At 70.9% G+C, this 12,275-nt stretch carries 12 protein-coding genes; 10 read left to right on the forward strand and 2 right to left on the reverse strand.

All coding sequences use genetic code 11. The features are described from left to right. Positions 1-3: 3 nt before the first annotated feature. Positions 4-849, forward strand: a complete 846-nt coding sequence (locus tag ASF96_RS13840) for an undecaprenyl-diphosphate phosphatase (protein ID WP_055837560.1) — start codon at positions 4-6, stop codon at positions 847-849. 71 nt (positions 850-920) lie between these two features. On the opposite strand, the gene ASF96_RS13845 is transcribed toward ASF96_RS13840, so the two are convergent. Beyond that, positions 921-1,787: a PAC2 family protein gene (locus ASF96_RS13845; protein ID WP_055837557.1), complete on the reverse strand. Its 867-nt coding sequence runs from the start codon at positions 1,785-1,787 to the stop codon at positions 921-923. A gap of 108 nt (positions 1,788-1,895) precedes the next feature. Here ASF96_RS13845 and ASF96_RS13850 point away from each other — a divergent pair, with 108 nt between their 5' ends. The 9 genes from ASF96_RS13850 (at position 1,896) to lnt (ending at position 11,867) form a co-directional block, all read left to right on the forward strand. Next, positions 1,896-2,591: an HAD family hydrolase gene (locus ASF96_RS13850; RefSeq protein ID WP_055940142.1), complete on the forward strand. Its 696-nt coding sequence runs from the start codon at positions 1,896-1,898 to the stop codon at positions 2,589-2,591. Further along, positions 2,588-3,604, forward strand: coding sequence for a tRNA (adenine-N1)-methyltransferase (locus ASF96_RS13855; RefSeq protein ID WP_055940144.1), 1,017 nt, complete (start codon positions 2,588-2,590; stop codon positions 3,602-3,604). Before ASF96_RS13850 ends, ASF96_RS13855 begins: the two co-directional genes overlap by 4 nt. Before the next feature lie 9 nt (positions 3,605-3,613). Further along, positions 3,614-4,561 (forward strand): FKBP-type peptidyl-prolyl cis-trans isomerase, encoded by a 948-nt coding sequence (locus ASF96_RS13860; RefSeq protein WP_055837548.1) that lies wholly within the window; start codon positions 3,614-3,616, stop codon positions 4,559-4,561. Between the two features lie 26 nt (positions 4,562-4,587). Then, complete coding sequence (locus tag ASF96_RS13865; protein WP_055837545.1) at positions 4,588-5,580, forward strand: helix-turn-helix transcriptional regulator; 993 nt, start codon at positions 4,588-4,590, stop codon at positions 5,578-5,580. Continuing rightward, positions 5,577-6,551, forward strand: coding sequence for a helix-turn-helix transcriptional regulator (locus tag ASF96_RS13870; protein WP_055837542.1), 975 nt, complete (start codon positions 5,577-5,579; stop codon positions 6,549-6,551). Before ASF96_RS13865 ends, ASF96_RS13870 begins: the two co-directional genes overlap by 4 nt. 164 nt (positions 6,552-6,715) lie before the next feature. Next, the gene (tatA, locus tag ASF96_RS13875; protein ID WP_055837538.1) at positions 6,716-6,970 is read left to right on the forward strand and encodes a Sec-independent protein translocase subunit TatA; all 255 of its coding nucleotides are present in this window, start codon (positions 6,716-6,718) and stop codon (positions 6,968-6,970) included. A 63-nt stretch (positions 6,971-7,033) separates the two neighbouring features. After that, complete coding sequence (gene tatC / locus ASF96_RS13880; RefSeq protein ID WP_055940436.1) at positions 7,034-7,795, forward strand: twin-arginine translocase subunit TatC; 762 nt, start codon at positions 7,034-7,036, stop codon at positions 7,793-7,795. Then, positions 7,792-10,275, forward strand: a complete 2,484-nt coding sequence (locus tag ASF96_RS13885) for a DEAD/DEAH box helicase (protein ID WP_055940146.1) — start codon at positions 7,792-7,794, stop codon at positions 10,273-10,275. Before tatC ends, ASF96_RS13885 begins: the two co-directional genes overlap by 4 nt. Beyond that, the gene (lnt, locus tag ASF96_RS13890; protein WP_235560619.1) at positions 10,272-11,867 is read left to right on the forward strand and encodes an apolipoprotein N-acyltransferase; all 1,596 of its coding nucleotides are present in this window, start codon (positions 10,272-10,274) and stop codon (positions 11,865-11,867) included. The genes ASF96_RS13885 and lnt overlap by 4 nt, the downstream gene beginning before the upstream one ends. 15 nt (positions 11,868-11,882) lie before the next feature. On the opposite strand, the gene ASF96_RS13895 is transcribed toward lnt, so the two are convergent. Next, positions 11,883-12,254, reverse strand: coding sequence for an RNA polymerase-binding protein RbpA (locus tag ASF96_RS13895; RefSeq protein ID WP_055837532.1), 372 nt, complete (start codon positions 12,252-12,254; stop codon positions 11,883-11,885). Positions 12,255-12,275: the final 21 nt, after the last annotated feature.

The raw sequence follows: 12,275 nt of genomic DNA on the forward strand, positions 1-12,275 counted from the left end.
CGCATGCATATTCTCGAGGTCATCATCCTCGGGCTCGTTCAGGGCCTGACCGAGTTCCTCCCCATCTCCTCCAGCGCGCACCTGCGCATCGTGGGCGAGTTCCTGCCGTCGCGCGTCGACCCGGGCGCGACCTTCACCGCGATCACGCAGATCGGCACCGAGCTCGCCGTCCTGATCTACTTCCGCAAGAAGATCGGTCGGGTGCTCTCGCGCTGGTTCGGCTCGCTGACCGGCCGGGTTCCGCGCAGCGACCCCGACGCCCGCATGGGCTGGCTCGTGATCATCGGCACCATCCCGATCGCGGCGGCGGGCTTCCTGCTGCAGAGCCTCATCCGCGACAACTTCCGGAGCCTGTGGATCACCGCGATCGTGCTGATCGTGTTCGGCGTCCTGCTCGGTCTCGCCGACCACTACGGCAAGCGCCGCCGCGAGCTCGACGACCTGACCTATCCGCACGGCATCGCGTACGGCTTCGCGCAGGCGCTCGCGCTCGTCCCCGGCGTCTCGCGCTCGGGCGCGACCACGACGCTCGGTCGCGCCCTCGGCTACAAGCGCACCGCCGTGGCCGAGTACTCGTTCCTGCTCGCCGTGCCCGCCGTCTTCGCCAGTGGCTTCTACGAGCTGTACAAGAGCTTCGACGAGGGCACCGGTCCCTACAGCCTCGGTGAGACGGCCCTGGCCACGGTCATCGCGTTCGTCGTCGGCTACGTCGTGATCGCGTTCCTCATGCGCTACCTGCAGCGCGGCAGCTTCCTGCCGTTCGTGATCTACCGGGTGGCCCTCGGCATCCTGGTCATGGTGCTGCTGGCGCTCGGCGTGCTGCCGGCGTACTCGGCGATCACCGGCTGACGCGCCGCGCCCCGACGGGCCGGAATGACGGAAGGCGCCGTCCCCTCGGGGGCGGCGCCTTCGTTCTGTGTTCAGCGACGCGGCGGGTCGTCTCGACCGGGCTTCGTGGGGCCGTCGCCGCCATGGCGGAGGTAGCGCTCGAACTCCTGCGCGATCGCGTCGCCCGATGCTTCGGGGGAGTCCCACGTGTCGCGGGTCTGCTCGAGCTGGCGGATGTAGTCGCTCATCTCGTCGTCGTCGGCGGCGGCCGCGTCGATCGAGGCGACCCAGGCGCGCGCCTCGGTCTCGAGGTCGCCGCGGGGCACCGCGATGCCGCTGATGGTCTCGAGGCGTTCGAGCAGCGCCAGCGTGGCCTTGGGCGAGGGGGTGTGCCCGGCGACGTAGTGGGGCACGCTCGCCCAGAGGCTCGCGGTGGGGATGCCGACGGCCTCGGCGGCGTGGCCGATCGCGCTCAGGATGCCGACCGGACCCTCGTACAGGCTCTTCTCGAGGCCGAGCGACTGGCGGACGTTGTCGTTGTCGCTGCCGGCGAACACCGAGATGGGCCGCGTGTGGGGCACGTCCGACATCATCGAGCCGAGGGCCACGAAGCCGGTGACGTCCTCGCGCAGGGCGACGTCGATGAACTCGGCCGCGAAGGCCTGCCACGCGCGGGCGGGCTCGACGCCGACGAGCAGCCAGATCTCGGCCTCGTCGGAGCGCTCGACGGGCCGCAGCAGCGTCGCCTCGGGCCAGGTGAGCGTGCGCCGCCCCTCGGCATCCAATCCGATCTGCGGTCGTGTGTACTGGTAGTCGAAGTACAGCTCGGGATCGACCGTGTGCACGACCTCGTACTCGACGTCGGCGCGCAGCATGGCGGCCGCCGCCGACGCGGCTTCTCCGGCGTCGTTCCAGCCGTCGAATGCGGCGACGATGATCCGGCGACCCAGTGCGTCCACACAACCTCCTCTGCCCCGTCGGGGCTGGGTTCCAGGATAGGCGCACGCGCGCGACGACGGCCGGACGTGCGGCGCGGGGCCGCGCGGGGCGCTGGATACGATGGAACGATGACTTCCCCCGCGCGTCCCGCGCCGTCCGCGGTCCTCTGGGACATGGACGGCACCCTCGTCGACACCGAGCCGTACTGGATGGCCGCCGAGACCCCGCTCGTGGAGCGCTTCGGCGGCACGTGGTCGCACGAGCAGGCGCTGGGCATGGTCGGCCTCGCGCTCGAGGACTCCGCCCGCCTGCTGCAGAACGCCGGCGTGCCGTGGGGCGTCGACGAGATCATCTCGTACCTCACCGACGAGGTGCTGCGGCAGCTCGCCGTCACGGGGGTGCCGTTCCGCCCGGGCGCGCGCGAGCTGCTCGCCGATCTGCGCGCCGAGGGCGTCCAGACGGCGCTCGTGACGATGTCGATGCGGCGCATGGCGCTCTCGGTCGTCGATCTGATCGACTTCCCCGCCTTCGACATCGTGGTCGCCGGCGACGACGTCCAGCGCCCCAAGCCCCACCCCGACCCGTACCTGCAGGCCGCCGCAGCGCTCGGCGTCGACATCGTCGACACCGTCGCCATCGAAGACTCCCCGAACGGCCTGCGCTCGGCCATCGCCAGCGGCGCCGTGTCGCTCGGCGTCCCGCTCATGGTACCGCTCGAGGGCGTCGGAGCGCACGCGCTCTGGCCGAGCCTCGAGGGCCGCACCACCGCCCACCTGCGCGCGCTCCACGCCGCGCACGTCCCGACCCGCCAGGAGAACCGATGAGCGAGACCCCCCACCTGAGCGGTCCGTTCCGCATCGGCGATCGTGTGCAGTTGACCGGCCCCAAGGGCCGCATGCACACGATCACGCTGCGCGAGGCGGGCGAGCTGCACACCCACAACGGCGTGCTCAAGCACGAGCTGCTCGTCGGCCAGCCCGACGGCAGCGTGGTCACGAACAGCTCCGACCATGACTACCTGGCCGTGCGCCCGCTGCTGCGCGACTTCGTGATGTCGATGCCCCGCGGCGCGGCGATCGTCTACCCGAAGGACGCGGCGCAGATCCTCGCGCAGGCCGACATCTTCCCCGGCGCCACCGTCGTCGAGGCCGGCGTCGGCTCCGGTGCCCTGTCGCTGTGGCTGCTGCGCGCGATCGGGCCCGCGGGTCGGCTGCTCTCGTTCGAGCGTCGTGAGGAGTTCGCCGAGGTCGCCCGCGCGAACGTCGCGACCTTCCACGGCGAGCTCCCCCCGACGTGGGACGTCATCGTCGGGGACCTCGGCGAGAGCCTTCCGGATGCCGTGGCCCCGGCATCCGTCGACCGCATCGTGCTCGATATGCTCGCGCCCTGGGAGTGCATCGACGCCGCCGCCGACGCCCTCACCCCCGGCGGAGTGGTGCTGTGCTACATCGCCACCGCGACGCAGCTGAGCCGTGTTGCCGAGTACATCCGTGCCACGGGTCTGTTCACCGAACCGGATGCCAGCGAGACGATGGTGCGCGGGTGGCACGTCGAGGGCCTCGCCGTGCGCCCCGACCACCGCATGATCGCGCACACGGGGTTCCTCATCACAGCCCGCCGTCTCGCGCCGGGCGCCGTCCCGCCCGAGGTCAAGCGCCGCGCGTCGAAGTCGAGCTACGGCGATGAAGACGTGGAGCTCTGGACCCCGGGAGCTGTCGGCGACCGCGAGATCACCGACAAGAATCTGCGCAAGCGCGTGCGCGAAGCGCAGAAGTCCGCCGAGGGTGTGCGGCAGTCCGTCGCGGGCGCGGCGGAGGAGTCGGGCCCGAGCGCCTAAACTGATCCGGTGCGCAGACTTCCCGCTCTCGTGGCCGTGACCGCTCTGGCCGGATTCGGCCTCGTCGGATGCTCGGCGACCGCCGCGTCCTCCTGCCCGACCCCCACCGACAGCTCGATCGCCTCGGTGGTCGAGGCGACCGGTGACTTCGGTACGACGCCCACGGTGACCGTGCGGTCGCCGTTCATCCCGTCGCAGGCGGGCACGCAGACGCTCATCGAGGGGAACGGCACGCGCATCACGACCGACGATCAGCTCTCGCTGATCGACGTCACCGTGCTCGACGCCGCCACCGGCGAGCAGGTGGGGGCGACGAAGTACAGCTCCGACCTCACCACCGCCACCCCGATCACGCGCCTCACGCAGGCGGTGCCCGCCGTCGCCCCGCTGCTGAAGTGCGTGACCGAGGGCTCGCGCGTCGCGGTCGCCCTCCCGGGCGACCAGGTCGGTGCGCAGGGCGCCCAGGGCTTCGGTCTGGGCGAGGGCGACGGCGCGATCTTCGTGTTCGACGTGCGCAAGGTGTTCCTGCCCGCCGCAGACGGCGCCGACCAGTACAACGCCGAGTCCGGCATGCCCTCGGTCGTGCGCGCGCCCGACGGACAGCCCGGCATCGTGACCCCCGCGGGCGACGCCCCCACCGAGGTGCGTTCGCAGACCATCATGAAGGGCGACGGCGACGCGCTGACCGCCGACTCCTCGGTGGTCATCCACGTGCAGGGCGTGGCGTGGGGCGCCAAGACGACGTTCGCCTCCACCTGGAAGAACGGCGCGCCCGGCCAGGCCAAGGTGTCTGCTCTGCCGCCGGCTCTCGCCTCGGCCCTCGAGGGGCAGACCGTCGGTTCGCAGGTTCTCGTCGTCGTCCCCGCCGACCAGACCGAGCAGGACCAGCAGATCCTCCAGGCTCCGGCCGACACCGCCCTGGTGTACGTCGTGGACATCCTCGGCACCGTCGGCTGACCCGCCCCGACGCCTAGGATGGGCGGGTGCCCGCCACCCCGTCCAGAAGTGCTCCCGAGGAGCGCCTGGTGAACCTCGTCGTCGCCCTCATGGCGACCGAGCAGGGGCTGACCAAAGACACCATCCTCTCCTCGGTCGCGGGCTACCGCGAGCAGCTCGAGGCGGGCGCGTCGAAGGATGCGCTCGAGAAGATGTTCGAGCGCGACAAAGAGAACCTGCGCGGGCTCGGTGTGCCGATCGAGACGATCGGCAACCGCTCCGACCCCGACGATCTGCGCGAGGCGCGCTATCGCGTGCCGACCGCCGAGTACGAGCTGCCCGACGACATCTCGTTCAGCCCGGCCGAGGTGGCGCTGCTGAACATCGCCGGAGGCGTGTGGGGGAGTGAGTCGCTCTCGGTCGACGCCCGCAGTGGTCTGCGCAAGATCCGCGCGCTCGGCATCGCCGTCGACGAGCCGATCATCGGGTACGCGCCCCGCATCCGGGTGCGCGACGCCTCGTTCGCGACCCTGCAGCGGGCGATCGAGCAGTCGCGGGTCGTGACGTTCACCTACCTGCGTCCGGGCGAGGCGCGTCCGCGCGAGCGGCGCATCCGTCCGTTCGCCCTCGTCGAGTACGAGGCGCGGTGGCACGTCTACGGGTTCGACCAGAACGTGCAGGCCGACCGCACGTTCCTCTTGGCCCGCATCGTCGGCGACGTCACCGTCGCGCGCGAGAAGTTCCCGGCCGACCTGCGAGACGGCGCCGGAGAGCGTGCGCTGGCGGGCCTGCGGGCTGTCGCCGCGCGTCAGCGGGCCCTGCTCGAGGTGCACCCCGGAACCGAAGCCGCCCTGCGGCTGGCGCGCCGCGCCGATGCGGCGCCGCAGGGCATCCTCGTGCCGTACGTCGACCTGCACGTGTTCGCCGACGAGCTCGCCTCGTACGGTCCCGAGGTGCGCGTCGTCGCCCCCGACGACCTGCGCGTCGAGGTCATCCGTCGCCTCGAGGCGACGCTGGCCCTGCACGGAGGTGCCGCGTGAGCACCGATCGGCCCATCGCCGCCCTCGACCGCGCGGCTCTGCTGCTGCAGCTGGTGCCCTACCTGCTCGGCAAGGGCGAGGTCTCGGTGGCCGAGGCCGCAGCCGACTTCGACGTCGCCCCCGGGCAGATGCGCGCGATGGTGGAGCGCCTCACCGTCATCGGCCTTCCCGGCGAGCAGGGGTACTGGCAGTTGCCGCACGACCTCTTCGACATCGACTGGGACCTGCTCGACCGCGAAGATGTGATCGCGATCACCAACACCGTGGGACTTGAACGCTCGCCTCGGCTGACCGCGCGCGAGGCCGCGGCTCTGCTGGCGGGTCTGCAACTCGCTCGGAGTCTGCCGGGCGTCGGCGACAACGACCTCGTCTCGGGGCTGCTCTCCAAGCTCGCTCGCGGTGCCGCCGCGGCGCCGCCCGCCGTCATCGTCGCGCCCGGGCCCGTCGACGGGGTGCGCGACGTCGTCGATGAGGCGCTCCGTGCCCGCGTGGCGGTCACGTTCACGTACCGCGCGCCCGGCGCCGGTCCCACCACGCGCACCGTCGACCCCATCAAGGTGCACATCGCCAACGACCAGTGGTACCTGCAGGGCTGGTGCCACCTGCGCCAAGCTGTGCGCACGTTCCACCTCGACCGCGTGAGCGACCCCACCCTCACCGACATCCCGGCCGTGCACGGCGGCGATCCGGTTCCCGACCTGTTCGCCCCGGCCGACGACGAGGTGGTGGCCCGGTTCCGCTTTCCCCGCGCGGTGGCGCCGTTGCTGGCCGACTACCTCGAGCGCGCCGACATCGACGACTCCGACGGGGTCACCTCGGTGGCCTCGCTCCACCTCGCCGACGAGCAGAGCCTGAAGCGCCTCGCAGCCCGGCGCGGCGGCGAGGTCGAGCTGCTCGAACCGGCCGGCGCCCGCCACGCGGCGGCGGCGTGGGCGGCGGCGGGGCTGGCGCAGTATCGCGCGGAGCCCTGAGCGCCAGCCCGCACGGCCCTCCGCGACGACGAGGAGCCGCTGGCCGACCCGATCGCCGCGCCTGAGCGTCCGCACCGAGTCGTCGCGCCCGTGGGCCTGTCCGGTCCGCGGCGGAAACCGCGGGTTAGACTGATGTCCACGCCCGAACAAGACGAGGAGTCCTCATGTTTCAGGGATTGACCGGATGGCACCTGCTGATCGTCTTGGCCGTCATCCTTCTGCTGTTCGGCGCCGCCAAGCTCCCCGCCCTCGCGAAGAGCGTCGGCCAGTCGGCTCGCGTGTTCAAGAGCGAGATGAAAGAGATGAAGCGCGACGACGAGGTCGCGGCTCCCACTCCCGAGACGCCGCGCGCCACCGAGACCGGCACCGCTTCGACCGCCGCCCCCGAGCCGCGCAGGTCGAACGACCCCACGATCTAAGTCGTGGTGACGGCAGGCCCGCCGCGCATCGACCTCCCCGAGGGGCCGCGGCGCGATAAGCGCATGTCCATCGGCGCGCATCTCGTCGAGCTGCGCAAGCGTCTGATGATCGCGGCTGCCGCCCTCGTGGTGGGCATGGTGGTGGCCTTCATCATCACCGACCCGATCATCCACCTGATCACCGAGCCCATCCGCGAGATCGCCGAGCGCCGTGGCGACGATTTTTCGGCGCTGAACTTCACCTCGGTGACCTCGGCGTTCGATCTGCGCATGCGCATCGCGTTCTCGATCGGCATCTTCCTGTCAGCACCGGTGTGGCTGTGGCAGATCTGGGCGTTCATCATGCCCGGACTCACGCGCAAAGAGGTGCGCTACACGGTCGGGTTCGTGGCATCCGCCGTCCCGCTGTTCTTCGTGGGCTGCTGGGTGGGGCTCCTGATCGTCCCGCACGTGATCGAGCTCATGTGGGGCTTCACTCCCGAAGGCGGCGTCAACTTCTACAACGCCACCGACTACTACGATTTCGTGTTCAAGCTCATGATCGTGGTGGGCGTGGCGTTCGTGCTGCCGGTGTTCCTGGTGGCGCTGAACGTCGCCGGCATCATGAGCGGCAAGGCGATCCTGAAGGGCTGGCGGGTCGCGATCCTCATCGCCACCCTGTTCTCTGCCCTCGCCACCCCCGCGGCCGACATCATCAGCATGCTCATGCTGGCTGCCATCCTCACCGTGCTGTTCTTCGCCGCCGCCGGGGTGTCGATGCTGTTCGACCGCCGCAAGGCACGTCGCGCCGCCGCGGCCGGAATGCCGTCGGGGCCCATCGCGTGAGCGCGCCGAGTCCGGCCGAGCGTTTCGCGCGCGCCAGCGCCCGTTCGACGCACCCGCACACGGCCGACTTCGCCGAGATGCAGCGGTTCGAGCTCGACGACTTCCAGATCGCCGGATGCCACGCCCTCGAAGACGGACGGAGCGTGCTGGTGGCGGCCCCCACCGGCGCCGGAAAGACCATCGTCGGCGAGTTCGCGATCCACCTCGCGATGTCGGAGCCCGGGGACAAGGCGTTCTACACCACGCCGATCAAGGCGTTGTCGAACCAGAAGTTCCACGAGCTGCAAGAGATCTACGGCGACGACGAGGTGGGCCTGCTCACCGGCGACACGAACATCAACTCCTCGGCGCGCATCGTCGTGATGACGACCGAGGTGCTGCGCAACATGCTGTACGCCGATTCGCCGGCCCTGCGTGGCCTGCGCTTCGTCGTCATGGACGAGGTGCACTACCTCGCCGACCGCTTCCGCGGCGCGGTGTGGGAAGAAGTCATCATCCACCTGCCGTCGTCGGTCAAACTCGTGTCGCTGTCGGCGACCGTGTCGAATGCCGAGGAGTTCGGCGACTGGCTCGACACCGTGCGCGGCGACACCGAGGTGATCGTGTCGGAGACCCGGCCCGTGCCCCTCGAGCAGCACGTGCTCGTGCGCGGCGATCTGCTGCCGCTGTTCGACGACCGGGCGGGAGTCGCCACCGCCCAGGTGAACCAGGAGCTGCTGCGCATCCGCGGGGGCAACTCGGGGGGATACGAGAACAACCGGCGCGCGCAGGAGTACCGCTCGGCGCGCCACGCCGGGGGTCCGCGCCACGCGGGCCAGCGCCGCGCCGGGCACAAACCGACCCGTGCGGCGCAGGGGCCGCGCATCGAGCGCATCGACCGTCCCGAGGTCGTGGAGCTGCTGCAGCGCAACCACCTGCTGCCCGCGATCTTCTTCATCTTCAGCCGCGCCGGCTGCGACGCCGCCGTGCAGCAGCTGCGGCGCGCGAACGTGCGGCTGACCTCGGCCGAGGAGCGCGTCGAGATCCGCCAGATCGTCGACGAGCTGACTTTCACACTGAAGGACGAGGACCTCGCCGTCCTGCACTTCTGGGAGTGGCGCGACAACCTCGAGCGCGGCATGGCCTCGCACCACGCGGGCCTGCTGCCGGCGTTCAAAGAGGTCGTCGAGGAGCTGTTCCGTCGCAAGCTCGTCAAGGTCGTCTTCGCGACCGAGACGCTGGCGCTCGGCATCAACATGCCGGCGCGCACGGTCGTGCTCGAGAAGCTCGAGAAGTTCAACGGCGAAGCTCGCGTGGCCATCACGTCGGGGGAGTACACGCAGCTGACCGGTCGCGCCGGCCGCCGCGGCATCGACGTCGAGGGCCACGCGGTGGTGCAGTTCACCGAGGGCCTCGACCCGCAGTCGGTCGCGGCGCTGGCCTCGCGCCGCACCTATCCGCTGAACTCGAGCTTCCGGCCCACGTACAACATGGCCGTCAACCTCATCGACCAGTTCGGTCGGGCCCGGGCCCGCGAGGTGCTCGAGTCGTCGTTCGCGCAGTTCCAGGCCGACCGCTCGGTCGTCGGTCTCGCGCGTCAGGTGAAGGATGCCGAGGAGTCGCTCTCGGGCTACGAGCAGGCGATGACGTGCGACCGCGGGGACTTCCGCGAGTACTCCACGATCCGCCGCGAACTCAGCGATCTCGAGAAGATCAACCGGCGCGACGCCACGGCGCCCCGTCGCCTGCGCGACGAGCGGCAGGAGCAGATCCAGTCGCTGCGCCGGCGCATGCAGCGACATCCCTGCCAGTCATGCCCCGATCGCGAGGCCCACGCCCGCTGGGCGGAGCGGTATTGGAAGCTCAAGCGCACCACCGACAAGACCCGGCAGCAGATCGATCAGCGCACCGGCAACGTCGCGCGCGTGTTCGACCGGGTCGTGGAGGTGCTCGCCGCCCTGGAGTACGTCGCGATAGAAGACGACGGTGCCACGGTGCTGACCCCCGCGGGTCGCACGATGCGCCGCATCTACGGTGAACGCGACCTGCTCGTGGCCGAGTCGCTGCGCCAGCGCCTGTGGGACGGACTCGATGCTCCGTCCCTCGCCGCCCTCGCCTGCTGCCTCGTGTACGAACCGCGCCGCGACGAGGCCGGGCCGGGCGAGCGGGGTCTGCCGCGCGGCGCGTTCCGCGGGGCGCTCGATGCCACGCAGACCCTCTGGCAAGAGCTCGACGACCTCGAGCGCGACCACCGCCTGCCGGGCTCGGCGGAACCCGCCTCCGGCCTGGCCCCCGCCATGCACGCGTGGGCGAAGGGTCTGCCGCTCGACAGCGTGCTCACCCTCGCCGACATGGCCGCGGGCGACTTCGTCCGCTGGGTCAAGCAGACGATCGACCTGCTCGACCAGATCTCGCTCGTCGCCGAACCGAAGCTCGCGTCGACCGCGCGCACGGCGCTGGATTCCGTGCGGCGCGGCATCGTCGCGTACACGTCCGCGTGAGCGCCGTGTCGACGCGCCGTCCGCGCGCGCGCCTCGCCGAGCCCGCCCCGCCGGTGCTGCGTCTGGCGTTCGCGGCGCCGCTCTCGGTCGTGGCGGGTCTGCTGCTGGTCACCGCGTTCCCCGCGCTGGCGTGGTGGCCGATGGCACTGCCCGCCGTGGTGCTCGCGCTCGTCGTCCTCGCCGGTCGGGGCATCTGGTCGTCGCTGCTCGTGGGGTTCCTGTTCGGGGCGGCGTTCTTCTCGGTCAACCTGCTCTTCACGGCGCGCTACCTGGGACCCATCCCGTGGATCGCGCTGTCTGTGCTCGAAGCGCTGCTCACCGCGGTGTTCGCCATCCCCATCGCGCTGGCCTATCGATGGATGCCGCGGCTGGCGCCGGGAACGCTCGGACGGCTCGTACTGCTGCCGGCCCTCGTCGCGGGGCTGTGGACGTTGCGCGAGCAGATCGTCGGCTCGTGGCCGTACGGCGGCTTCCCCTGGGGACGTATCGGCGTCTCGCAGGTGAACGGGCCCTTCGCCGAGGTGGCGTCGTGGGTCGGCATGTCGGGTCTGACGTTCCTGGTCGTGCTGCTGTGCGCCATGGCGATCGAGTTCGTGCGCACCGGGCGGTTCCGCCGTCTCGCGCGTGCCGTGCCGGCCGCACTCGTGCTGGTCGTGCTCGTGGCGCTGCCGCAGTTCCCGACCACCGACGCGGGCTCGCTGCGCGTGGGCGCGGCGCAGGGCAACGGTCCCGCCGGCTACTTCGACCAGCGCTCCCGCAACGCCGTGCTGAACGCGCAGCTGGCGGCATCCGCTCCGCTTCTCGGGCAGGACATGGACGTGCTGCTCTGGCCCGAGGGTGGCGTCGACTCCGACCCGACCGCCTCGCGACCGACCGCCGCCGTGCTCGACGAGCTGTCGCGCCGGGTCGACGCGCCGCTGCTCGTCTCGGCGGTGACCGAGCGCGGGCCCGACCTGTTCAATTCCGCGCTGCTGTGGACCCCCGACGGCGGGGCGATCGCCACGTACGACAAACGGCATCCGGTGCCGTTCGGCGAGTACGTGCCCGACCGGGCGTTCTGGGAGCCGTTCGCTCCCGACCTGATCGGTCTGATCGGGCGCGAGTACACCCCCGGAACGGCGAGCCCGCTCTTCGACCTGAACGGTGTCGGCATGGGCCTTGCCATCTGCTTCGACGTGATCTACGACGACGTGGTGTGGGACGGCGCGGCCGCGGGGGCGCAGATCTACATGTTCCAGACCAACAACGCCGACTTCCGCGGCACCGACGAGAACCTGCAGCAGCTCGCCTTCGCGCGCATGCGGGCGATCGAGACCGGTCGTTCGGTGGTGAACCTCTCGACCGTGGGCACGAGCCAGGTCATCGCACCCGACGGGGCCACCCTCGACGAGCTGCCCGTCGACGTCGCGGGGCACATGCTCACCGACGTGCCGCTGCGCACCGGTCTCACCCCCGCGACGGTCATCGGACCCGCGGTCAAGATCGTGGTGGGCGGGGGGAGCCTCGTCGCTCTGCTGGCGGCCGGTGTGCTCGTCGCGGTGCGGTCCCGCGCCACGAAGAAGACGCCGACCCCCGAAGGGGCCGGCGTCTGAATCCGTTTCTCAGCGTCAGGCGCTGAGCTTCTCGTTCCCGGCGCCACGGCGGGCGCGGACGAAGGCGAGACGCTCTTCGAGCAGCTCTTCGAGCTCGGGGAGGGTGCGACGCTCCAGGAGCATGTCCCAGTGCGTACGGGCGGCCTTGTCGCCGCTGTGGTCGACGGTCGCGATGCCGTCACCGATGCGCAGCAGCGCTTCGGCGCCGCACGTGCGGCACTCCCAGGACTCCGGAACCTCGGCGTCTGCAGCGAACGTCAGGACGGTGTCGCGTCCGCAGGTGCTGCAGTTGTACGTGTGTTGTGCACGGTCGTGAAACACGACGCCGTCTTCGCTCTGGAGGCTTTGGGCGCCGAGTCGGATGCCGCGGAGACTGCGGTCTGCCATTGTGTGGTCCTCTCGTCGGTC

It is taken from the genome of Microbacterium sp. Leaf179 (assembly GCF_001423785.1).
Classification (GTDB): Bacteria; Actinomycetota; Actinomycetes; order Actinomycetales; family Microbacteriaceae; genus Microbacterium.

Bases quoted from the DNA above. Each gene is read 5' to 3' on its own strand.
- ASF96_RS13840 (WP_055837560.1), top strand. From the start codon at position 4: ATGCATATTCTCGAGGTCATCATCCTCGGGCTCGTTCAGGGCCTGACC.
- ASF96_RS13850 (WP_055940142.1), top strand. From the start codon at position 1,896: ATGACTTCCCCCGCGCGTCCCGCGCCGTCCGCGGTCCTCTGGGACATG.
- ASF96_RS13855 (WP_055940144.1), top strand. From the start codon at position 2,588: ATGAGCGAGACCCCCCACCTGAGCGGTCCGTTCCGCATCGGCGATCGT.
- tatA (WP_055837538.1), top strand. From the start codon at position 6,716: ATGTTTCAGGGATTGACCGGATGGCACCTGCTGATCGTCTTGGCCGTC.
- tatC (WP_055940436.1), top strand. From the start codon at position 7,034: ATGTCCATCGGCGCGCATCTCGTCGAGCTGCGCAAGCGTCTGATGATC.
- ASF96_RS13895 (WP_055837532.1), bottom strand. From the start codon at position 12,254: ATGGCAGACCGCAGTCTCCGCGGCATCCGACTCGGCGCCCAAAGCCTC.